The sequence below is a fragment of the Faecalicatena fissicatena genome, from assembly GCF_016900595.1.
Lineage (GTDB): Bacteria > Bacillota > Clostridia > Lachnospirales > Lachnospiraceae > Claveliimonas > Claveliimonas intestinigallinarum.
The window spans coordinates 169,779-192,757 of sequence record NZ_JACLYY010000003.1 but is presented as its reverse complement, the minus strand read 5'-3'; the positions used below and the strand labels follow the sequence as shown (position 1 = coordinate 192,757).

Annotated in this window: 20 protein-coding genes; 2 read left to right on the top strand and 18 right to left on the bottom strand. The window is 55.4% G+C overall.

Annotated elements, in window-relative coordinates:
- Positions 1 to 56 precede the first annotated feature (56 nt).
- The 14 genes from H7U36_RS04620 to H7U36_RS04555 all read right to left on the bottom strand — a co-directional run bounded on the left by H7U36_RS04620 (position 57) and on the right by H7U36_RS04555 (position 16,160).
- Positions 57 to 887 carry a PHP domain-containing protein gene (locus H7U36_RS04620; protein ID WP_191428317.1) on the bottom strand — a complete coding sequence of 277 codons (831 nt, stop codon included), beginning with the start codon at positions 885 to 887 and terminating at the stop codon, positions 57 to 59.
- A gap of 121 nt (positions 888 to 1,008) precedes the next feature.
- On the bottom strand, positions 1,009 to 1,185 hold the full coding sequence (locus H7U36_RS04615; RefSeq protein WP_156111855.1) for a hypothetical protein: 177 nt from the start codon (positions 1,183 to 1,185) through the stop codon (positions 1,009 to 1,011).
- 64 nt (positions 1,186 to 1,249) lie between these two features.
- Positions 1,250 to 2,029: an ABC-2 transporter permease gene (locus tag H7U36_RS04610; RefSeq protein WP_205155764.1), complete on the bottom strand. Its 780-nt coding sequence runs from the start codon at positions 2,027 to 2,029 to the stop codon at positions 1,250 to 1,252.
- A gap of 786 nt (positions 2,030 to 2,815) precedes the next feature.
- On the bottom strand, positions 2,816 to 3,331 hold the full coding sequence (locus H7U36_RS04605; protein WP_205155763.1) for a DUF6465 family protein: 516 nt from the start codon (positions 3,329 to 3,331) through the stop codon (positions 2,816 to 2,818).
- Positions 3,332 to 3,525: 194 nt separating this feature from the next.
- Positions 3,526 to 4,206, bottom strand: coding sequence for a TIGR00266 family protein (locus H7U36_RS04600; RefSeq protein WP_052084120.1), 681 nt, complete (start codon positions 4,204 to 4,206; stop codon positions 3,526 to 3,528).
- Positions 4,207 to 4,336: 130 nt separating this feature from the next.
- Complete coding sequence (locus H7U36_RS04595; RefSeq protein WP_205155762.1) at positions 4,337 to 5,848, bottom strand: CoA-transferase; 1,512 nt, start codon at positions 5,846 to 5,848, stop codon at positions 4,337 to 4,339.
- Positions 5,849 to 5,993: 145 nt separating this feature from the next.
- Positions 5,994 to 8,486, bottom strand: coding sequence for an ABC transporter permease (locus H7U36_RS04590; protein WP_205155761.1), 2,493 nt, complete (start codon positions 8,484 to 8,486; stop codon positions 5,994 to 5,996).
- Positions 8,483 to 9,154, bottom strand: coding sequence for an ABC transporter ATP-binding protein (locus H7U36_RS04585; protein ID WP_033126730.1), 672 nt, complete (start codon positions 9,152 to 9,154; stop codon positions 8,483 to 8,485). Before H7U36_RS04585 ends, H7U36_RS04590 begins: the two co-directional genes overlap by 4 nt.
- A gap of 50 nt (positions 9,155 to 9,204) precedes the next feature.
- A complete protein-coding gene (locus tag H7U36_RS04580; protein ID WP_205155760.1) occupies positions 9,205 to 10,377 on the bottom strand; it encodes a sensor histidine kinase in 1,173 nt (390 codons plus the stop codon).
- Positions 10,350 to 11,039, bottom strand: coding sequence for a response regulator transcription factor (locus H7U36_RS04575; RefSeq protein ID WP_205155759.1), 690 nt, complete (start codon positions 11,037 to 11,039; stop codon positions 10,350 to 10,352). The genes H7U36_RS04580 and H7U36_RS04575 overlap by 28 nt, the downstream gene beginning before the upstream one ends.
- Positions 11,040 to 11,052: 13 nt before the next feature.
- Positions 11,053 to 11,394 carry an arsenate reductase family protein gene (locus H7U36_RS04570; protein WP_138304700.1) on the bottom strand — a complete coding sequence of 114 codons (342 nt, stop codon included), beginning with the start codon at positions 11,392 to 11,394 and terminating at the stop codon, positions 11,053 to 11,055.
- Between the two features lie 36 nt (positions 11,395 to 11,430).
- The gene (locus H7U36_RS04565; protein WP_033126733.1) at positions 11,431 to 12,054 is read right to left on the bottom strand and encodes a cytidylate kinase-like family protein; all 624 of its coding nucleotides are present in this window, start codon (positions 12,052 to 12,054) and stop codon (positions 11,431 to 11,433) included.
- Between the two features lie 87 nt (positions 12,055 to 12,141).
- Entirely contained in the window at positions 12,142 to 15,009 is a 2,868-nt protein-coding gene (locus tag H7U36_RS04560) for an AAA family ATPase (RefSeq protein ID WP_205155758.1), read from the bottom strand.
- Positions 15,006 to 16,160 carry an exonuclease SbcCD subunit D gene (locus H7U36_RS04555; RefSeq protein WP_205155757.1) on the bottom strand — a complete coding sequence of 385 codons (1,155 nt, stop codon included), beginning with the start codon at positions 16,158 to 16,160 and terminating at the stop codon, positions 15,006 to 15,008. Before H7U36_RS04555 ends, H7U36_RS04560 begins: the two co-directional genes overlap by 4 nt.
- Positions 16,161 to 16,379: 219 nt before the next feature.
- Here H7U36_RS04555 and H7U36_RS04550 point away from each other — a divergent pair, with 219 nt between their 5' ends.
- Both H7U36_RS04550 and H7U36_RS04545 read left to right on the top strand, forming a co-directional pair.
- On the top strand, positions 16,380 to 16,742 hold the full coding sequence (locus H7U36_RS04550; RefSeq protein ID WP_033126736.1) for a CidA/LrgA family protein: 363 nt from the start codon (positions 16,380 to 16,382) through the stop codon (positions 16,740 to 16,742).
- Positions 16,739 to 17,416 (top strand): LrgB family protein, encoded by a 678-nt coding sequence (locus tag H7U36_RS04545; protein WP_033126737.1) that lies wholly within the window; start codon positions 16,739 to 16,741, stop codon positions 17,414 to 17,416. The genes H7U36_RS04550 and H7U36_RS04545 overlap by 4 nt, the downstream gene beginning before the upstream one ends.
- 200 nt (positions 17,417 to 17,616) lie before the next feature.
- Here H7U36_RS04545 and H7U36_RS04540 read toward each other — a convergent pair whose 3' ends face one another.
- The 4 genes from H7U36_RS04540 to H7U36_RS04525 form a co-directional block, all read right to left on the bottom strand.
- A complete protein-coding gene (locus H7U36_RS04540) occupies positions 17,617 to 19,458 on the bottom strand; it encodes an ABC transporter ATP-binding protein (protein WP_205155756.1) in 1,842 nt (613 codons plus the stop codon).
- A 1-nt stretch (position 19,459) separates the two neighbouring features.
- Positions 19,460 to 21,697, bottom strand: coding sequence for an ABC transporter ATP-binding protein (locus H7U36_RS04535; protein ID WP_205155755.1), 2,238 nt, complete (start codon positions 21,695 to 21,697; stop codon positions 19,460 to 19,462).
- Positions 21,698 to 21,727: 30 nt separating this feature from the next.
- A complete protein-coding gene (locus tag H7U36_RS04530; RefSeq protein ID WP_138304710.1) occupies positions 21,728 to 22,219 on the bottom strand; it encodes a MarR family winged helix-turn-helix transcriptional regulator in 492 nt (163 codons plus the stop codon).
- Positions 22,220 to 22,403: 184 nt separating this feature from the next.
- Positions 22,404 to 22,967 (bottom strand): nucleotidyl transferase family protein, encoded by a 564-nt coding sequence (locus tag H7U36_RS04525; RefSeq protein WP_033126741.1) that lies wholly within the window; start codon positions 22,965 to 22,967, stop codon positions 22,404 to 22,406.
- Positions 22,968 to 22,979: the final 12 nt, after the last annotated feature.

Here is a 22,979-nt window from a genome sequence, read left to right as displayed (position 1 = left end):
CCCTTCTTTTTTGTCAGCTGTGCCCTGTCGGTCACTGACCTTTGCCCCGCCGCTTCCTATCTCTTGTTGATCTCGTCCAGATAGGGAATTTCGATGGGATCAATGGGATCTACCGGATTTTCAATCCTGCCCTTCTGCTTTCTCTTCCTCTTTCTCAGAAGAGCGCCTCCCTTGTTGTAAAACCAGAAGGAGTAGGGCAGGATCTTGTTCATTTTTCCCAGCTTCTCCTTCGTCGTCTTGCCGTACAGGGTACCTCCCGCCTCAATAGCCGCCTTCTCCCTTATCAGGGTGATCAGCTCTGTCTCACAGGTCACCCGCTGGGGCAGGATCGTATAACCCTTTCCCACACACTCGATCTTGTGGGAGTCGCTGCCGCCGATTCCCACCTTCTGATACTTCTCGGCCAGCCTGGCAGCCCTGACATTGGACTCCTCCGGCTCGCAGGAATTAAACACCTCGATGAAATCAAACCGCTTGATCGTCTCAGGCGATTTAAAATATTTCTTTGTGTTTGTAAAACTCAGATATTTCTCTCCGCAGGGGTGGGCGGGTCCCAGTATGCCGCCATGCCGGTGCACAAAGTCGATCAGCATCTGCACAGGCATCCCCTTCAGCTCCAGAAGGCGCATCTTCACGCCCTCGGGCATAATGCAGATGATATGTCCCGCGTCACAGGTATCGTACTCGATCCCCTTCAGCACGACAAAATCCTCATGGGCCTTCCCCTTCAGCTCATATTTCCAGTGCCTGTACCCCTTGTACGTGTCATGATCTGTAATGAGCATCCCGTCAAAGCCTTCCTGCTTCAGCTTTGTAATATAGTCATCCAAGCTTACCTTACTGTCAAGTGACCCTTCTTTTACATGACAATGCATATCCAGTTTCATCAGTAAGCCTCCTTTGCACTTTAATATGTCCCTTTGACATGATTTTATTATAGCACAACGGAGTGAAAAAACCAATGCGCTGTCCGGCTCTCCTGACCTGTTCTCCGCCTTGTCCCCTGCCTTAATGCTCCTGTGACAGTCCTTTGCTGGAACCGTAGATCATTGCCAGACCCAGAAGGCAGATCCACATATATGCGGTCCCGTCCATCCTGCACTCTGTAAAGCCAAAGATCAGTGCTGCTCCCGCCGCCAATACAAAGCCGGCTCCCATCAATAAAATTCTGCTTATCCTGTACATAAAAGAACACCTCTCTTCCTATGGGTATACCATAGCAGATGAGGTGTCCTATAAATCAGACTTGTTATTTTTCTTCCGTTTTTTCCTCCGGTTCTCCGTCAGCCTCCAGGTCTGTCTCTAGGTCTGTCTCCAGGTCCGCCGGATCATCCTCCAGCAGCATCCTTGCCTTCTCCACTTCCGTCTCCACCGACTTCTCCTCTTTCACAGACTCGGAATAGCGTTTTTCCTTCTTGCCCACTTCTCTGGACTTCATCATAAACTGCACGACTATGCCCAGGATGGCAAGAACTGCACATATCCCGTATGTAAGGAGGATATTCAGGTCAAGTCCCGGAAGCGCCGACACTGCCAGGCCAGCCACAATGCCTCCCCCTACGGAAGAGAGCACGATAATGATGGGATCCATCAGAATGGCTGTGATCACCGCGATCACCAGTCCCACGCCCAGACAGATCAGATGGAAGGGCACCGTGCCCGGCGCCAAAAACCATTCCAGCACACCCGCCGTGAGAACCCATATAAAGAGAAATCCTCCCACTCTCCTGAGGATTGCTCCAAGGCAGGCAAACAGAACTGCCCCCACGGCCGACGCAGCCAGGACAGCCGTCCCCTGCAGGCCGAACACCAAAGCCAGGGCCGCTCCCGCCACAGCTCCGATGCAGATACCCGTTATGGCCGCCAGTACGCGGATCAGCTTTAATCCAAAGAAACAGATGACAAGTCCCAGAACAACAGCAGCCACAGCGGGAACTATACTTTCCTGCATGATCTCCTGCACACTCTGTGCGACCTGCGCCGTCTCCCCATCGGCCAGTTGATTCATCATCGACATCAATTCGTCCATAACCTTCTCCTTTGTCCCTGTATTAATTATTCAGCAGTATTATAGCATCTTTTTCTTTCTCTGTTAAGTCTATATTTTTCTTCCCGTGCCGCACACAGCAGAAGACAGTAGAGACGGGCATCAATTTCAAACTAAACTGACACCCGTCTCTACTTTACTGTTTCAATCATTTTTCTTCCTTTCCCTACACATGTAGTAAAAAATGATCTTCTTTTTATACTGATCACTTTCAATTTCATCGTATGACTTTTACCTGTCTGCTATATTATTCCTGATACTAAAACCTTAATTCCCGGATATTTTCATATCCCTGTTAAAATTCTTTCTCAGTACTCTGGCTTTCAAGTATCAGCCTTTTTGGACTTCCTTCAACAATGATCAGTATAGATAGTTTAATTTTTTGGCGGTCCGTACCTCCTTTTCTTAAACTATTGACTCTGAATTCCGGCTTCTGTCTATAAATCTTTTTTAGAATATGAATACTTATTATCCAACTGTAATAAGCTAATTGTCATATTCCTTTTAACTTATAGATATCATCCGTCTTTCAAAGCTAAAATAATAAACCTATAAAAAACTTCTTATATTCTGTTTTTTATCTCGTTTATTATTTTGTGACTTTATATTACCACTCATTTTCATATTTGTCAATATTTATTTTAAATAAATTTTACTTATCTTTTAATTTATTTTTATTTTAGAAATATTCCGACTTTTTTTCGCGACAAAAAAAGAGGGCGCAGCACCTTTCTGCTCCACGCCCTCTGTCTGTTATGTTTTATGCTCCTAGTAAGCAACAGAACCTGTATCTGTTCCGTTCACCACATAGTAAACCGCGCCCTCCTCAGGCTTTACATAGAGATCGATGGACTTAATGTCTCCCACCTTTTTGCCGGAAGCCTTTGTCCAGCTCTTCTTTACAGCGGCGATCATATCCTTCTCTTCCACTTCTCTTCCCATGTACTGAACATAGGTCTTTACCTTGATCTCCTTTTTAGCTGCAGGCTTCTTTGCTGCCGGAGCCTTCTTCTGCGCTGTCTTTTTTTCTGCTGTCTTTGCTTCGTCAGCCTTCTTTGCCGCTGCGGCTGTAGTCTTTGCCTGCGCGGCAGCCTTCTTCGCTGTCTCCTCTTTGGCAGTTGTCTCTTTGGCAGCCTCTGTCTTAACAGCTTCCTTCTTTGCAGCCTCTTTTGTATCAGCAGCTGCCGCAGCCTTCTGTGCCGCCGCAGTCACAACATTGGTTGATGCCTTGCTTACTGTCTTCTGTGCACCAACTTTTGTTTCTGCTGTCTTTTTTGTAGCCATTTCAATTCCTCCTAGATCTTACTGCTTACAATATTTTTCTCTTTATGCCGTTCCTTTTTTAAGTCGTCAATATTATATCACACTCTCCGGAAAATGCAATCTCTCCTGACTACTGCTGTGAAAACTGCCCAATTTTCAGATTATTCGACATCCGGCGTTAGTATTTCTGCCTATAAAAATCCTGCGTTTTTTTGCTATTTTGCGGTTGTTATGTAATTGCGGAGCACGGCTGCCACATTGCTGATGGGCATAGTCTGAAGCCAGATGCGCCCCGGTCCGGTAATGATCGTGTTAAAAAATCCTTCTCCTCCAAAGAGCATATTTTTCACGCCCGGAACGCTCTTGATCTCCATGTTGCAGCTGGCGGTCATACCGGCGAGATGCCCTGTATCCACCACGATCTGCTGTCCTGCCTGGAGCTCGTACTCTATCACATGCCCGTCAAATTCCGCGAAAACTGTTCCGTTCCCGCTGAATTTCTGCATGATAAAGCCCTCGCCTCCAAAGAGTCCGGCTCCAATCTTCTTATTGAAGAAAATGGACATATTTACCCCTGCCTCGCCTGCCAGGAAAGCGCTTTTCTGGAAGATCATCTCGTTGCCGGGCGTAATCTCAAAGGCGCGGATAGATCCGGGAAAACTGGAGGCAAAGGCGATCATGCCGGGGCCTCCCATGGCCGTATAGTTGTTCTGGAACATGGACTCACCGGAGAACATCCGGCCAAAGGCCTTGCCTACACCGCCGTTGGTGGACGTCTCCATCTTCATGTTGGGGGACATCCAGGCCATGCCGCCGCCCTCTGTGATCATCGTCTCTCCGCCCTCCAGCTCGCAGATAACTACGGGAAGAGTCTCTCCCTGAATTTGATATCTCATGTTTTTTCCTCCTCGCTGATAAAGTATTCTGATTTCAGGATACTATCACGCACTCTGTTCTGTCAATATTATTGTGCTCTTTTGCGCGGCCCTTCTGTCCGCTCAGCCGCCCCTGGGGAAAAGGATGCTCTCAGCTCTCCACGTCAAAGGGGAGGCGGTCAAGGATATCTCTTTGCACATCCACACCCGGGTAGGCCTCTATGAGCTTCAGCCCCTTGGGCGTCAGCCGGAACACACAGCGCTCCGTCACATACAAAACCTTCTGTCCATTGGCAATGGCCCGGCTTGCCGAGAAGCTGACGCTTTTTACCTTTTCCACAAACTTGGGGATGGTCCCCTCTCTCTCAATCGTGACTGTTCCCTTTTTCTGGGAGACCTCCAGCCCTTTTGTGTTGAATGTGAGACAGAACACCACGGTGGGCGTTTTAGCTGTGATATTGGCAAATCCCCCGATGCCCGCGAAGGCTCCCGTTCCCCGGTGAGCATTGACATTCCCCTGCCTGTCCACCTCCAGGGCGCCCATGAAGCAGATGTCCAGTCCTCCGTTGTCATACAGGTCAAACTGGTTGGCCATGTCGTACACGGAAGCCGCCCCGATCATAGCCCCAAACACCTCCCCTGAGACAGGGAAGCCGCCGATGCCTCCGGACTCGACTGTGAGCGTCACCATATCCAGCATGCCGTTTTTGCGGGCGTGTCTGGACACCATCTCCGGGATGCCGATCCCTATATTCACGATGTCATCCACCCGCAGTTCCTTGGCGGCTCTCCTCCCGATGATATTTCCGGCCGCGCTGTTGCTGCGCTGCCTGGAGGAGACATTGTCAATCTTCTCATTCCAGGCGTTCCACTCCGAGTAAGGGATTTCAAAGCTTCCTGTAAGTGCGGAGTAGGCCTCGTTCCTCTCTTCCGGCTCAGCCACCACGATGGCGTCCACCAGACAACCGGGGATGATGGCGTTCCTTGGCCGCGAGGGAGTGTCCACCAGCCGGTCCACCTGGACGATCACCCTGCCGTGGTTAGCCTTCACCGCCTGGCAGATGGACAGAGCGTCACCGGACATGAACATATCGTCAAAGGAAATATTGCCCTTCCTGTCGGCGGCAGTGCCCTTTATGAGAGCCACCGTGATCTTCGGAAGTTTGTAGTAGAGGAACTCCTCCCCGTCCACCTCCACGTATTTTACAAGGGAGTCATCGATAGAGAGCCTGTTGATGCCCGGTCCCTCTTTTCTCGGATCCACAAAAATATCAAGCCCTACCTTGGAGAGAGCCCCCGGCAGCCCTCCCGCCTGCGCGCGGATGGCGTGGGAGATACATCCAAGAGGCAGGTTGTAGGCCTCGAACCTGTCCTCCAGCACCAGCTTCTTGGTGCTTGGCATAGCGCCGAAATGTCCGCAGATCAGTCGGTCCACAGCCCCCTCCCGTATGTACCCTTCCGCGTTTCTGTTTTCGTCCCAGACGCCAAACCCCGCGCTGGAGATAATGGTCAGATGGCTGGGAGACTGCATCCTCTGGTACCGCTTATACAGCGCCTCGTGGAGCTCCACCGGGTTCTCGATCCCCACAAACGAGTTGACGCAGATACAGTCTCCGTCCCGGATCAGGCGGATTGCCTCGTCAGCGCTCATCACTTCATACATAGCTCACATCCTCCTCACAACAGGAGCGCAGAATTTCCTTCACTCCCACATATTCAGTCTATTTTAGCAGAAGAGACCGGCAAAGTCCAGCGCAGCTATAGCGCTGGACTTTTTACAGGCCGCGGTGTTGTGCGGTGTTGTCCCTTTATTCTGAGTAGCGTATCCGGTCGATCAGGCTCATCTTCCGGAAGCTGCGGGACACGGCGCGGGTGAGGAGCATCTGGATGAGCACCACGGTAAGAGCCAGGAGCAGAGCCGGAAAAACCGGGTAGTGATAGCTGGTCACATTCATGATATTTTCCGCCTTCATGTACCGGAAAATGCCGTAGCCTGCCAGGCTTCCGATGCCCAGGGCCACTGCCAGAGTCCCCGCCGTGTAGAACAGGCCCTCCAGCTGCATCATCCCAAGGAGCTGCTTTTCCGACAGGCCGATAGCCTGCATCATTCCCAGCTCCTTCTTTCTCGTGTAGATGCTGTTGATCATGGTGTTCACAAGGTTCATGACGCCGATGGCTCCCAGGACAATGAGGAAGGCGTATCCGAGAAAGGCCATGATCCCCGTGCCGCTCTTCCACGTCTCGAGATGGGCGTCATAGGTGTCCGTGGCCAGGTAGGGGCTTGTCTGGGCCAGAGTGTCCAGGGTCTGGAAGGCCGCTTCCTTCTGGCCCTTATCCACAGTGATGACAAGGGTCTGGCTCAGGTTCGCCGGGGTGAACTGGGCAAAGGCCTCCTGGGGCAGAAGGAAATTGCCGCTGCTGATCCCCGATGGATAGTCCCCCACCGCGGCAATCTCAAAGGTCTTCTCCACCGGCCCCTGGTCCGTCTCCAGAAGGAGCTGCACCCGGCTTCCCGCTGTCAGATCCGGGAAGCAGTGCTGCAGACGCCGGTGCATGATGAGCTTTTCCCCTTTTTTCAGCTCCTCCCAGTCCGCTGTTCCCTCTGTGATACCTGACCGGATAACATCCTTATAGGAGTCCTCATAGCCCTCCAGGTTGGCCCTCGTGATCCGGGACTCCGGATCCAGCTCCGGAAGACTGCCTGACAGCCAGGATCGGACCTTCACCTCCTCCACGCCGGGGACAGAGCGAACCTCCTCTGTAAAGGCGGGGGAAAGGGGATTGTCCCTCATGAGGCTGGTCCAGGACCTGTCCGGGTTCATCTTGTCCCCCTCCCAGCTGTCCACGTAGATCTGGTAGTCCCCCTCAAACTCCTGCCTGGCGATCTCCTCCGGCGCAGCGCAGGAAAGGACCGTCGCCACAGCCATAAAGAGGACGCCTATGGAGCCCAGGGTGAGGATCGTGAGAACAGTCCGTCTTTTGTCTCTCCCCAGATTGGTCCGCGTAAGTCTGGAAACGTTCAGGCTCTCATATCCCTTTCTCTCCTTTTTCCGGCCGCCACCTCCCTGATAGCGCATGGCCTCCACAGGGGAAACTCTGGCCGCCAGGCGCATGGGCTTTACAAGGGACAGCCAGACGGTGGCAAGGACCGCCAGGATGGTCAGCAGGTAGATCCACCAGCGAAGGATGGGCACCTGCCCCTTTTCCAGCAGCTCGATGCAGAGCTGGTGCAGGCCCGGCTCTGTGTAGGTGGTCTCTATGTTGTCCGCCATTTTATAGATGATAAGCAGCACCGGCCTGGCCAGGATACTGCCCAGGAGAAGGCCCATGGGGAGCGCCGCAAAGGCCACTGCCAGCCCCTCCCGGAACACGATCTGCCGGATCTGTCTTTTCGTGGCCCCCATGGCCCTGAGGCGGCCGTACTCCTGTATTCTTGGCGCCATAGACACGTAGTAGATGCTGTAGATGGAAAGAACGCCGGCCACGGCTACCACCAGGATGATGGCCCCGATCCCGGTGTAAAGGCCCGGATCTGTATAGTTGGCCAGAAGGTAGGTCTTGTTGACAACTACATCGTCCGGGTCGACGCCAAAGTCCTCTCCTATCTCACAGGCTTTCTCCTCCAGAGCGTCCACAGTCTCGATCCCATCCCCCTCTCCGGCGGTGTCCTTCAGCCGGAGCAGGACCCGGTAGGCCCTGTCGCTTTCAGGGACAGCGGCCCGCATATAGTCCAGGGAGCAGACAACGCCGTAGGCTTTGTCCTCCGGGTCTGTGTCCGTCTCAAGGAAGCCGGTGATCCGGAAGGTGTCCTCCTGCTGCCACCCCAGGCCGCCATCCTCCACCAGCTGAAAGGGCAGCGTCACCTCGTCTCCGATGCCGGCCTCCACGCCGTACTCGGCAAGGAGTCCCCTGGAGAGGGCGATCTCCTTCCCCTCTCTGGGGAAACGACCCTCCCCCAGCTCCAGCTTGCTGAGGCGGGTCGCCTCCTCGTCCATGGCGTAAAAGCCGATGTCCGAGTCGTCGTCCACGCCAAAGGCGAAATCCTCTCTCAGTCCCATGGTCTCAATCTCATTCTGGCTTTCCAGCCTCTGCGCGTTCTCCTCCGTCACGCCCCGGAACATGGCGTGGTAGGTTGGATAGTAGACATTGACGGCGGCCAGCTCCACAGATCCCGCGGCCATCCCGATGGTGATAGTAAAAAATATAAGAAGAGTAGTCAGCAAAATGGCAAACCCGCTGATCAGGTTTCTCCCCCGATTCAGCTTCAGGTTGGCAAGGGCGGTCTTTGTCACTGTCTTCATGCGCTCACCACCCTCCCGTCCTCGATGAGGATCATCCGATCCGCCATCTGGGCGATCGTCTCATCGTGGGTGATCATCACAAGGGTCTGCCCGTACTCGCTGACACAGCTCTTTAAGAGGCTGATCACGTCCAGCTCGTTTTTGGAATCCAGATTGCCCGTGGGCTCGTCCGCCAGGATTATAGCGGGCTTGCTGGCCAGAGCTCTGGCGATAGCAGCCCGCTGCTGCTGCCCCCCTGACAGGGTGGAGGGAAGGGCGTGGAGCCTGTCCTCCATGCCGATCCGCCGTATAATACCCATGACAAAATCCCGGTCCACCCGCCGGCCGTCCAGGCCGATGGGGAGGACAATGTTCTCCCACACATTCAGGGAGGGGACCAGATTGTAGCTCTGGAAGATAAACCCGATTTTCCTCCTGCGGAACACAGCCAGCCGCTCTTCCTTCAGCTTAAATATGTCCTTTCCCTCTATGAGGACCTTCCCGCTGTCCGGCCGGTCCAGCCCTCCCAGCATGTGGAGCAGAGTGCTCTTTCCGGAGCCACTCCTCCCCACGATGGCGGTAAACTCGCCCCGTCGGATCGCAAGATCCGTATGGTCAATGGCCTTCACCACATTGGTGCCGGACCCGTAGTACTTTACCAGGTCGATCGTCTCCAGTATTGGTTTCATAGCTGCTCATCCTCCTTTTTCGACTCTGGTACCAGTATAGTATGCCCGGCTTACAGAACGCTTACAGAATTCATAACAGAATTGTAAGGAAGGGTCACGATAAAATTGCTGCCTCCCTGGCGGCCCCGTTTCACACAGATAGTGCCTCCCTGGGCCTCCAGGATCCGGCGGGCCAGGTAGAGCCCCACGCCGGCCCCCTCCCCCTCCTGGACCTGCCGGGCGCTGCCCCTGTAAAATCTCTGGAAGATCCGGTGAGCCTCCTCCTGGGGCACGCCTATCCCCTGGTCCTCGAACTCGATCATCACAGCGGAGGCAAGATAAGACATCCGCACAGTGACGGACGTGCCCTCCGGGGAGTACTTCACCGCATTGTCCAGGATATTGACAAAGGCCTCCCGCGTCCACTTTGGATCGTGGGGGATCCGGCGGTCCCGGGACTCCTCCAGGGACAGGCCGATGCCGCGGCGGAAGGCCTTCATATAGACGGCTCCCACTGCCCCGGCGAGAGTTTCCCGGATTGCCTCCATCCGGGGACAAATCCGGATCATGTCCGTCTCCAGCCTGGAGAGCTGGGTAAAGCCGTGCAAAAGCTCCTCCAGCTTTGCCACCTCCTGGAGCTCTCTGCCGGAAAATTCCCTCTTTTCCTCCTCCGTCAGCTCTGTAGTTTCCTTGAGCTCCAGGCTCATCCTGAGGGCGGCGATGGGAGTCTTGAGCTGGTGGGAAATATCCGTCACCAGAGACTTTGTCTCCTGCTCCTCCCGGATGAGGCGCTCCCTGGTGCCCTCCTCACGGAGCCGCAGTTCTCCCAGCTTCTCCTCCAGGCGCTCCCTTTCTTCTTCCGCCCTTCTCTGAGCCCGGAGGGCCAGCAGCGCCGCCAGGCAGGCGGCTGTCATACCGCCTGCGAGAAGTCCGCCGGCAAGGAAAAGATAGCGGCGGACTTCCCTGTAGGCCCCGCCGTCCCGGGCCTCATAGCCGTATTTCTCCATAATCCGCTCTCCCAGCCCGGAGGCGTCATCCGGGGCATCCCCGCACATGATCCGGGCATAGCTGTCCTCGTACTCCGGGTGTTCCCTGACAAGGGCGCCCAGCTTCTTTTGCTCCTCCGCCTTCACAGCCTCCCCGGCTGTGTGAAGGAGATCTCCCAGGGCCACCAGTATAAAAAACAGTATAAAAAAGAGCAGTCCCGCGGGCAGGACTACTCTCTGAAGCTTTCTTCGGTCCATATATAGCCAATCCCCCTTACATTCTGAATATAGCTGCCTCCAATCTTTCCCCTGAGACGGCTGATGTTGACAGGCACTGTATTGTCATCCACAAACTGACCCTCCGCACCCCACACCCGCTCCAGTATTTGCTCCTTTGTGAGGATCTGGCAGGCATTTTCCATCAGGAGCAGGAGAAGCTGCAGTTCTTTTTTGCTCAGGGGAACCGGCTCCGCTCCCCCCTCCGGCCTCTGCCGGAAGGCCTTCATCTCCCGCAGGGAGAGGAGGATATCGCCGGAGACGATGCAGGAAGCGGGAGCCTCCCTGGTCCTCCGCATGAAAGCGTGGACTTTGGAGACAAGCACCATAAGGCTGAAGGGCTTGGTCATGTAGTCGTCCGCCCCCAGGTCGTAGGCCGTCACCATGTCAATCTCTGAGTCCAGGGCAGTCAGGAACAGGATGAACACATCGCTGACCTGGCGCACCCTCCGGCAGAAATCCAGGCCGCTGCCGTCCGGCAGCCCCACATCGCAGATGAGAAGATCCCAGGCGGCGGAGGCAAAAAGTTCTTCTGCCTCCTCAAGGGAGAAGGCAGAAGAAACACGGTATCCTTCTTTTTTCAGTTTCAGTGTGATGCCCTGGTTCAGGCTCTTGTCGTCCTCCACAAGCAGTATACTTTTCATGGGATATCCTCTCCTAAAACGTCCACTCTTTTTCCTTAAATCCCACAAGGATCCGGTCCCCGTCTATGAGAAGGGGTCTCTTTACCAGCATGCCGTCGCTGGCAAGAAGGCGGATCTGCTCCTCGTCGCTCATGCCCGGGAGCCTGTCTTTGAGCCCCAGCTCTTTGTACTTCATGCCGCTTGTGTTAAAAAATTTCTTCACCGGCAGACCGCTCATGCGGATCCACTCTGTCAGCTCCTCCTCCGTGGGATTTTCCTCCACAATGTGGCGGTCCTGGAACTCTATCCCCTTGTCCTCCAGGTATTTTTTTGCCCGCCTGCATGTGCTGCATTTTGGATATTCGATAAAAAGCATGTGTTCTGTCTCCTTTTTTGTTCTGTGTCTTATGTCTTACTTCTGCCGCGCCCGGTAAATGGCCTCCAGCGCGTCCACGATCCCGTCCACGCCCATAAGGCTGGCGTTGAAGAGGATCTGGTGGGACTCGATGCTGCCCCAGGGTCTCTGCGCATGGGTCTCATAGTAGAGTCTTCTCTCCCGGTCAGTCCTCCTGATCTTGTCCCAGGCCTGCTTGTCGTTCAGCTTGTAGATCCGGGAAATCCTGCGTATCCGGTCCTCCTTGAAGGCGTGGATGAACACGTGGATGCAGTTGCTGTAGTCTCCCAGGATATAGTCCGCGCATCTGCCCACGATGACGCAGGAGCCCCGGGCAGCCAGCTTCTTCACAAGCTCTGTCTGCACCCGGTACATCTGCTCACTTAAGGGCTCCACATTTTCTCCGCTCATAAAGGTGGTGTAATCCCCCAGGCTCACCACATAGGAGGACAAAAACCTGCCAAGAGAGGTCTCGTTGATATTCTCCGCAGCCTCGTTGCTGATGCCGATCTCCTGGGCCGCCATATGGATCAGATTTCTGTCGTAGAGAGGAATGTCCAGCCGCTGTGCCAGCTTGTTCCCAATCTCGTGGCCGCCGCTCCCAAACTGGCGTCCAATGGTTATGATGGTATGGTCTGTCATATGGATCAGCTCCTTTCTTTATCTTCTGTCTTTATTATACTTCACACAGAGCGGATAAGCAAAAGGTTTTAGCGGTTCTTCCCTAACCTAACGGCTCCATCGTACGTGGCTGCCCCGTTTTGTCTTTGTGACCACAAGCTGCCGGTCAATGCTCTCCTTCAGCTCTGTCACGTGGGAGATGATGCCGATCATCCGGTCCGACCCGGCCAGCTCACTTAACACCCCTATGGCCTGCTCTCTGGAATACTCGTCCAGGGAGCCGAAGCCCTCGTCCACAAACATGGCCTTCATCTGGATACCTCCGGCGCTGCGGGAGATGACGTCCGCCATGCCAAGGGCCATGGACAGGGCTGCCATGAAGGACTCACCACCGGAGAGAGTGCGCACGTCCCGGAGCTTCCCCGTCTCCAGGCTGTACACATCCAGGTCCAGCCCCACACTACCCCGGTTGCCAAGCTGCTCCATGGAACGGCACCGCAGCACGAAATTCCCGCCTGTCATGGTCTCCAGCCGGCGGTTGGCAAAGGCGATGATCTGCTGGAAATAGCGGCGCTGCACATAGGCCTCAAAATCGATCTTGGGGCGGCCTGGAAGGGAGCCTCCTGCGGTCTGATCCAAAAGCCGCAGCCGGGCGCAGCGCTCCTGGAGCTTTTGGTTGTTCCCGTAGATCTTCTTCAGGCGCTCCCCCGCCTCCCGGTTGTTCTCATTTTTGCTGTACCACCTTCTCTGCTCCTCTTCCGCCTCCCGCCTGCTCTCATCCAGGACTTTTTTCTGCTCCTCCAGGCTCTCTGTCCTGGCGGGCTCCTTCCCGTCCAGCTGCTCCTCCAGGGCGTTCACACGGGCGTCAGCCTCTATGCACTTCTGCCGGTAATCCTCCAGATCGTTCTCCAGCCTTTCTTTTTCCTCCTCCGCAAGGAGGCTTCCCCGGCACTGGTCCTCTGTCTCAAAGGGGGACTCTTCCAGCGCCTTCTGGGCCTCCCTCGCAAGAGCCGCCTCCCGGGCGGCCGTCTCCTCCCGGGCGGCCTGGCGGGCCGCCTCCTCGCCTTTTGCCTGGCTGACAGACTGGTCCAGACAGCGGAGGCTCTCATCTGCGAGAGCAGTCTCCCTCTGCTGCTCCTCCTGCCTTTTGTAGCAGACGGCCTGCTGCCCGGCGAGGGACTGCCTTGCCTTCTCCAGCTCCTCCAGCTTTCCAACCTGCTGCCCGGCCTCCTCCTTCTGCCGGCGGCACTCCTTAAGCTCCTGGTCTCTTCTTTTCTCCTCCCGGTCAAGGCGCCTCTCCGGATCCTCACTCTCAAGTGAGAACTCCTCCCCAACCACATTTTTCCCTTCCGCGAGGAGACTCTGTAGCCGGGCGGTGCAGCGCTGCCCCGCCTCCAGAAGAAGCTGCTGCCTTCTGTCCTTCTCTGCTTCCGCCTCGTCCCGTCTCCTCCGGGCCGCTTTCACCTCCGCCTGGTCCGGGGTTCTCTCCGGCAGGGCGGCGGGAGCGGGGTGATGGAGGGCACCGCACACAGGGCAGGGGCTCCCCTCCTCAAGATCCCTGGCCAGGATACCCGCCTGTCCCAGAAGGAAGGCCTCGTTGCAGGCCAGGTAGGCGTCGGCGGCCTGCTGATAGGCCTGGCGGCTCTCCTCAAAGGCCCGGGCGCAGTCATCCCTTCTCTGTTCCTCCTTCTTAAGAAGAGGCAGCTTTTGTCTCAGCTCCCGCAGGCGTTTTTTTCGGTCGGCAGCCTGTACCTCCAGACTCTCCCACTTCTGCAGGAGTGCCCGGCTGCCGGAGAGCCGGGACGCCTGGTCTGTCACCCGGGCAATCTGCTCTGTCAGGGATCGGTACTCCTCCCGGCAGCGCTTCTCCTCCAGGAGCACCTTCTCCTTTCTCTTAAGAAGGGCTTCCCTCTTATGTCCCGCCTGGAGGATCTTCTCCTGTATGCCTTTGATTTCTTTCTCCAGAGACTGCCTCTGCCTGGACGCCTCCTGCCGCCTTTCATAAATCTCACAGACCAGAGCCGCCTCCCGGCTTCTCTCCAGTCTCCCTTTCCGCTGCTCCACAGAGGGGGCTTTTGCCTGAAGCTCCGCGCGGTTCCTTCTCTCTTTTGCCAGCCGGGCGAAGCGGCTGTTCAACTCCTGGGCCACAGCCAGCTCCCGGTTCACCTTATCAAGTTCCCCGTCAAGCTCCCGGATCTTTTTTTCTGCAGCTGCCTCCCGGGATCTCCCGTATTGCAAGATCTGCCGGACTGCCTCCAGCCGCTCCTTTGGCAGGGCAGCCTCCGCCAGCTTCTCAGGGAGGCCCTCAGCCTCCGGGCAGAAGAGGCGGGACAGCTCCTGCTCCTCCTGCCTCTCCATATCCTTCATCTGCCCGTAGAGGGCGCCGGCCTCCTCGTGAAGCCTCTGCTCCACCCGGGCATAGAGGTCTGTCTGGAAAATCCGGGAAAAGATCTCCCTCCTCTCATCAGAGCGGGCAGACAGAAGCTTCAGGAATTCCCCCTGGGCAATCATGACTGTCTGGGTGAACTGCCCCGCGTCCAGGCCGATGATGTCCACGATCTTCCGGTTTGTCTCCGCCTTTTTCCCCGTAAACTCCGTGCCGTCGGGGAGAAAGAGGGTGACGGAGGACCGCTCCAGGGTCATTTTCCTCTCCCCGTCCTTCCCCCTTCTGCGGCTTGCCCTCTCGTATTCCGGGCTCCGCAGGATCCGGTAATCCTGCCCTTTGTACTGGAATGAGAACTCCACAAAGGTGGGGGTGTCCTCCGCCGCGTACTGGCTGCGCATCATCCGGCCCTCCCGCCTGCCCCCGCTTGTCTGGTCATAGAGAGCATAGGTGATGGCGTCAAAAATGGTGGTCTTCCCCGCGCCGGTGTCCCCGGTCACGAGGAAAATGCCGGGCCCTGCCTCTGAAAAATCGATCTCCTCCCTCCCGGCGTAGGATCCAAAGGCCGACATAACTAATCTCTGTGGAATCATTCCATCCCCTCCTTAAATATCTCTCTCATGATCTGCTCTTCCTCCTCATCCATGGGACGGTCCTGCATCTCCTCAAAAAACTGTCCAAACACCTGCAGAGGGTCGCGGGGCTCCAGGTCCCGGAGATTTTCCTCTCCTGACAGGCGGGCCCGGAGATTTTCCAGCCGCACCTGGAGAAGCCTTGGGAAGACTCTCTCCAACTGATCCACCGGCTCATAGAGGGCCTTCTCATCTGTCAGGGTGACGCTTACATAGTCCTGCCGGATCTCCTCTGCGGCGCCGGCCAGGATTTCCTCCAGCGTACCCTTTACCTCCCGCACGTCGCGCAGAGGCACAAGAGGCAGCTCTGTCCGCACAGGGGGCGTACCCTTTTCCCCCAGCTCCACCAGGGTCAGCGTCTTCTCATCCCTGCTCTCAGAGACAGAGTATTTCAGAGGCGTCCCGCAGTACCAGGCAGGACCCTCCCCCACCTGCTGCCTCCTGTGGATGTGACCCAGGGCACAGTAGTCAAAGGGGGAAAGAGCGGAGATATCCACATTGTCCAGTCCTCCCACCCGGACACTCTCCGACCCGGCAGCCAGAGGAGAGACCCCTGCCGCCGTGTAGAACTGGTGGGTGACAATGACGTTTCTCACGGAGGTGTCGATCTCCTCTCTGTCAACAAGTCCCCGGACCGCCCCGTCGTAATCCTCAGGGGCCTGATCCTGGGGGAAGACAGGACGCACATACCCGGGCTTTACAAAGGGGAGCAGATAAAAATGCACCTCCCCATGTTCGTCCTCCAGAGTCACCCTCTTCATCCTCTCCCCTTCCTTTGCGGGGGGCCTGCCGGCTATATGGATATGCTGCCTGCCCAGGATGGAGCTGGCGTAGTCCAGCCGCTCCGCCGAGTCGTGGTTCCCCGCGATGGCCAGCACCGGGATGGCGGGCCGGATATCCGCCAGCCTGGTGAGAAACCAGTCAAAGAGAGAGACCGCCTCAGCGGAGGGAACGGACCGGTCGTAGATGTCCCCGGCGATGACGATGGCGTCGGGCCTCCGCTCACGGGCCATGTCGGCGATCCGGTCCAGGATATACCGCTGATCCTCCTTCAGGTCATAGTAGTGCAGATGCTTCCCAATATGGAGATCTGATATATGAAAAAAACGCATGGTGTACGCTCCTCCTTTTTTGTAAAGTTGTAATACCGTGGCCGCGCAGCGGATTTCTGCGGTTCCGCAGAAACCGCTCTATGCGCAGGTATATTAACCACGATGTGGTCATTATACCATACCCCCACAGCCCGGGAAAGTCTCTGAAAGCCGCCCTTGCGGCCCATGCAACTTTCCTGTATAATACTGAAATTGAGTAACTACGAAAGAAGGGATTGTATGAAAATCATCAAACAGGTGGGCATCATTTTTCTGATCTGCTGGCTGGGCCTGGTCATTGAGGCGGCTCTCCCGTTCTCTTTTCCCGCCAGCATTATCGGAATGATCCTCCTTTTTCTCTGCCTGCTCCTTGGCATCCTGAGGATTGAGCATATACAGGAGAAATCCGACTTTCTCCTGTCCAATATGGCCTTTTTCTTTGTACCTGCCGGAGTCAGCATCATCAACTACCTGGACCTTTTAAAGAGCAGCCTTGTGCCTCTTCTTGTCGTCTGTGTAGTCTCTACCGTTATCACCTTTGCCGTGACAGCCTGGAGCATCCGTCTGACCATGCGGCTGATGAACAGGAGGGACAGATCGTGAAAGAAGTATTTTCGTCGCCGCTCTTTGGTATTTTTCTGAGCATCCTGGCCTTCTGGGCCGGGGAAAAGCTGCAGAAGAAGACGGGGCTGACCGCCTGCAGTCCGCTGCTCACAGCCATCGTGCTGATCATCGGCGTTCTCCTCCTATTCGACATCCCCTATGAGTCCTACAACGAAGGCGGGGAGATCATCAACATGTTCCTGGCGCCGGCCACAGCCTGTCTGGCTGTATCCATCTACACAAGGATCCGGCTTCTGAAGAGGCACTGGCTTCCCATCCTGGTGGGCTGCACCTGCGGCTCCCTGGCATCCATGGGGAGCATTTACCTGATGTGCACCCTCTTCCGCCTGGATGAGAAAATCACCCACTCCCTGCTGTCCAAGTCCGTCACCACGCCCATTGCCGTGAGCATCACGGAGCGTTTCTCCGGCGTGGTGCCTGTGACAGTGGTAGCTGTCCTCATCACCGGAACACTGGGAAGTATACTGGCCCCCTTCTTTGTCCGGATCTTCCGGGTAAAGGATCCTCTCGAGGCGGGTCTTGCCATCGGGGCCTGCAGCCATGCGGTAGGAACCTCCAAGGCGCTGGAGATGGGGGAGACGGAAGGGGCCATGAGCGGACTTGCCATCGGCATCTGCGGCATTATCACAGTCATCTTTTCCCTGTTTATCTGATTTTTCAGGCTGAAGAACACAAAAGGACACAGCCGGCTCTGCCCATATGCGGCGTCGCCGGCTGTGTCCTTTTGTTTTTGGCTCTCGCTTCAGATGTGACATCTGCAGATGCGATTAGATATGCTGTCGACATAAGAAATATTAACATAAGGCTTTATGTCGTGCAATAGGGTTCCGCGAAACGCGTCATTTTGTGCCGATTAGGCACTCTTCTCAAACTGTGAATTATACAGCTCCGCATAGAAGCCGTTCCTGGCAAGGAGATCTTCGTGTCTTCCCTGTTCGATGATATCTCCATCCTTCATGACAAGGATCATGTCCGCGTCCCGGATGGTAGACAGCCTGTGGGCGATGATAAAGCTGGTCCTTCCCTTCATGAGATTGTCCATGGCTTTCTGGATCCGCACCTCTGTCCTTGTATCCACAGAACTTGTAGCCTCGTCCAGGATCAGGATCCGGGGATCTGCCAGGATGGCTCTTGCGATAGTGAGGAGCTGCTTCTGGCCCTGAGACACATTGCTCGCCTCCTCGTTGAGGACCATGTCATAGCCTCCCGGGAGGGTCTGCACAAAGCGGTGCACATAGGCTGCCTTCGCCGCCTCCACCACCTCCTCGTGGGTGGCTGTAAGCCGGCCGTAGCGGATATTTTCCTCGATGGTGCCATTGAACAGCCAGGTGTCCTGGAGCACCATGCCGAACATCCTGCGCAGCTCACCCCTGTTGAAGTCCCGCAGATCGTGGCCGTCTATCTTTATGGAGCCGCTGTTTACATCGTAAAACCGCATGAGCAGCTTTACCATGGTCGTCTTTCCGGCGCCGGTAGGACCTACAATGGCGATCTTCTGGCCCGGCTCCACCTTTGCGTTGAAATCGTGGATAATAATGTGGTCCGGGTTATAGCCAAAGTGTACATGGTCGAACTCTACCCGGCCCTCCAGGTTTTCCGTGGACACCGGATTGGGAACTGTCTGCTCCTCTTCCTCCTCGTCCAGGAACTCAAAGACTCGCTCTGAGGCTGCTGCTGTGGACTGGAGCATGTTTGCCACCTGGGCCACCTGCTGGATGGGCTGGGTGAACTGCCGCACATACTGGATAAAGGACTGGATATCTCCCACCTGAATGGTATTACGGATGGCCAGATACCCGCCCAGAATGGACACTGCCACGTACCCCAGATTTCCCACAAACTGCATGATGGGCATCATCATACCGGAAAAGAACTGGGACTTCCAGGCGGACTGGTAGAGGATCGTGTTTGTGTCGTTAAATGTCTTGATAATGTCCTCTTCCTTATTAAATGCCTTGACAATATTGTGTCCGCTGTACACCTCTTCCACCTGGCCGTTGATGTGGCCCAGGTATTCCTGCTGATCCTTGAAGTACCGCTGTGAGTGCTTCACGATGACAGAGATCAGGCACATGGACAGGGGAAGGATCAGGATGGCAATGACCGTCATCAGAGGGCTGATGCTGAGCATCATCACGAGGACGCCTATGATGGTGGTCACAGAGGTGATCACCTGGGTGGCGCTCTGGTTCAGGCTCTGTCCCAGTGTGTCCACATCGTTGGTGATGCGGGAGAGGATCTCGCCGTGGGTCATTGTGTCAAAATATTTCACAGGCATGCGTCCGATCTTCTCGGAAATCTCTTTTCGAAGCCGGTACGTCATTTTCTGGGAGATCCCTGTCATAATGTACCCCTGTATGAAGGAGAGCGCTGCGCTGACTACATAGAGAGACAGCGCGCTTAAAAGGATCCGTCCCACCTTTCCAAAATCAATGCCGTCTCCACCGGACACGCGGCTCACAAGGCCGTTGAAGATCTCTGTAGTGGCATTTCCCAGGATCTTTGGTCCGATAATGTTGAAGGCTGTTCCTCCCACCGCAAAGAGCATGACAAAGAGGATCGCGATCTTGTAGCTTCCCATATACGCCATCAGCTTCTTCATAGTGCCTTTAAAGTCTTTTGCCTTCTCTCCCGGCATCATGTGTCTTCCGCCGCCCATATGTCCGTGTCTTTTTGTCTGTCTTGTCTCTGCCATATCAGACCGCCTCCTTCATGTCTCGTTCCAGTTCTTCCTCCGAAAGCTGGGAGGACGCGATCTGGTAGTACGCCTCACAGTTTTTCAGAAGCTCCCTGTGTGTTCCTATGCCCGCGATCTTTCCGTCATCCAGGACAATGATCTGAGCCGCATGGAGGATCGTGCTGATCCTCTGCGCCACGATAATGACCGCCGCATCTTTTGTTCTGCTGGAAAGAGCAGACCGGACTGCCGCGTCAGTCTTGTAATCCAGCGCAGAAAAGCTGTCGTCAAAAATGAAGACTCTGGGATGTTTTGCGATGGCTCTCGCAATGGAAAGCCTCTGCTTCTGCCCGCCGGACACATTGGATCCGCCCTGGGAGATGGGACTTTCATATCTCTTTTTCTTATTGTCAATAAATTCTGTAGCCTGGGCGATCTGAGCCGCCTCTTCCATTTCCTCCCTGGATCCTTCCGGATTGCCATAGAGGATGTTGGAGGCTATATCGCCGGAGAACAGCACGCCCTTCTGGGGCACGTAGCCGAGCTGGGCCCGGAGGTCATGCTGGGTAAGACTGCGGATGTCATGGCCGTCCAGGGTGATCTTGCCCTCTGTCACGTCGTAAAATCGCGGGATCAGATTAACGAGAGTGGATTTCCCGCTTCCCGTGCTTCCTATGATGGCTGTCGTCTGTCCGGGGCGGACGGTGAAGCTCAGATCCTGGAGCACATCCTCCTCGGCCCCCGGATAGCGGAAGGACACGTGGTCAAAGCAGATTTCTCCCCGGCAGTCCCCCACCTTCTCCGGCTTCTCCGGATCGCTGATGGAGGTGGAGCTGCGGAGCACTTCATCCACACGCTCCGCGGACACGGCGGCCCTGGGCAGCATGACGGAGATCATACAGATCATGAGGAAGGACATGATGATCTGCATGGTGTACTGGATAAAGGCCATCATGTCGCCCACCTGCATGGTGCCATCGTTGACGCTGTGGGCCCCGGTCCAGACAATGAGGACGGAGATGCCGTTCATCACCAGCATCATGACAGGCATCATAAAGGTCATGGCCCGGTTGACAAACAGGTTCAGCCTTGTCAGATCCTTATTGGCCTTGTCAAACCGCTCCTCCTCGTACCGCTCCGTGCCGAAGGCCCTGATAACCTGCAGGCCTGTCAGGATTTCCCTGGAAACAAGGTTCAGCCGATCCACCATCTTCTGGACGATCTTGAACTTGGGCATGACTACAAGGAAGAGAACGATCACTACCATGAAAATCAGAGCCACGCCAAGAGCGATGATCCAGGTCATATCCACATTTGTGTTCAGCACCTTCCAGATGCCGCCCACCGCCATGATGGGGGCGTACAGCACCATCCGCAGGATCATGACCGTCAGCATCTGGATCTGCTGGATATCATTGGTGCTCCTGGTGATAAGGGACGCTGTGGAGAATTTGTCGAATTCCCCATTGGAAAATCCGACCACCTTCTGGAAGACCTTTCCCCTGGTTTCCCGGCCCACGCTGGCCGCCACCCGGGAGGCCATAAGTCCCACCGTGATGCTGGCCAGCATGCCAAGCGCCGCCAGGGCGAGCATTTTTCCACCTGTGACCAGGATGTAGTGGGTCTGCATAGCATCCATGTCTATGCCAAGCTCCTCGTAGGCGGACTGGATATAGAGAGTGGCCGCCTGCTCTACCATGGTGTCCGGCATGCTGTCCATGCTCTCGTCCATCTGTGCCACCACCTGGTCTCTCGCGGCAGAGTCCATCATTTCCAGCATGTCAAATATGGTCATATCCGATAAATCCACGCCGGCCTGGGCCTGCATCTGCTGGCGCATGGTCTCCTCCATGGATTTGGAGGTGTCGCTGCCGCTCTCAAACCCTGCTGTAAGGAGCATGGGTTTGCCCATGATCTCCGCCAGGTCATCCAGCTCCTCTGTGCTGTCTTTTACCGTTTCCTTCAGTTCAAGAACTGTGCCGTCGTAGTCATATTCCCCTGCTTTGGCCTCCTCATAGGCTTCCCGCACGGTGTCCTGTTCGTCGGAGGGGACAAAAAGAAGCAGCCGTTCAAGCTCGTCGCCAGCGATCTGCTCCGGCACGCTCTCGTCCACGCCTCCCTGCTGAATTCCCACATTTACGATATCCGACGTGTAGGTCGGCAGAGACAGGTCGCACCATGCCTGCACGACCAGTACACACAGGATAGCCAGCACGGTACCTGCATGTGGTTTCAGAAATTTTAATAGTTTTCCCATAAATACTTGTCACTCCTTTTTTGCTCTGGGTTAAAAATTCTTTTCCGGATGCAGCCGGCGCATGATTTCACTCAGATCCATGTCCTTCAGCTCCTTGGAGTCCATGATATTCTCCTCGATCTGCACGAGAAACCTCCGCAGGAGGAGCCTTTCCTCCTCCCGGAAATCCTGCAGGGTGATCTCCTCTGTCTTCCGGAAGAGCTGCTTCAGATCCTCTATGCGGCTCTTTCCCATATCTGTCAGATGGATCCGGGTCTTTCTCTGGTCGTCCGGATCTGCCTCCTTTTTGACCAGCCCCTTCTCCTCCATCTTCCGGAGAGCCACATTCATGGAGGGCGGTGTGATGCCTACCCTCCCGGAGAGCTGACGCTGCGTCAGATTGCCGTACCGTTTCAGGATAAACAGGATCGCCGCCTGCCCCAGGTTCATGTCAAATCGCTCCAGCAGTGAGACCGTCTGGTATTTCAGCAAATGCGCGCTCTTCATCAAAAGCATCTGAATAGGCATATTTCTGCTGTCCAAAAAAATAACACCTCACTTTTCATTAGTTATCTAACGGATATTCTAGAGATATGCCCATAGTAAGTCAACACATGAAGATAATTCTTTATCATTTTTTAATAATTTCTCACAAAAAATCATTTTTTAAACTAACGAAAAAACGCAATTTGGGACGTAATACTTTTAAAAAGTATTACGTCCCAAATTAGCGTTCTTCGTTGAACAGGCGGCGGATGCGCTCCTCAATGCCGTGCTCTGTGATGTATTGATATACGGCCCGGGGGACCAGATGCTCCCACTCCTGGCCTGTGGCGATGCAGCTCCGGATCCAGGTGCCGGTGACGCCGCACTCCTCCTTGCTGCGACGCCAGAGGACTTCCGTCTTCAGATCCAGCCCCTTCAGGATCTTCAGCTTCTCCTCGTCCCAGCCGTCGCAGATCCCCAGATAGTAGACCCCGTCGGAGGGCGTATACTGGGTGATGTACTCGGGGCGGTGGATGGGGAAGGGGACGATCTCATAATCGCCAAGGGGCACATTGAACTCCTCCATGGCTCCCCGGATCATCTCATAGCGCTCCAGATAGGTCAGCGGATTGGCCGCCGGCGTGGAGCGTATCTCATCGTTCACCGACTCCCTCACGCAGGAGGGATCCGGGTTGGTGATCCCGATGTACAGCTTCCGGCACCGCATTTTCGCGGCCAGGACATACTCAATATGCTTCAGGTGCGGGATCTGAAATCTCGCATTTACAACTCCTTTTTCAACCATAACAAACCTCTT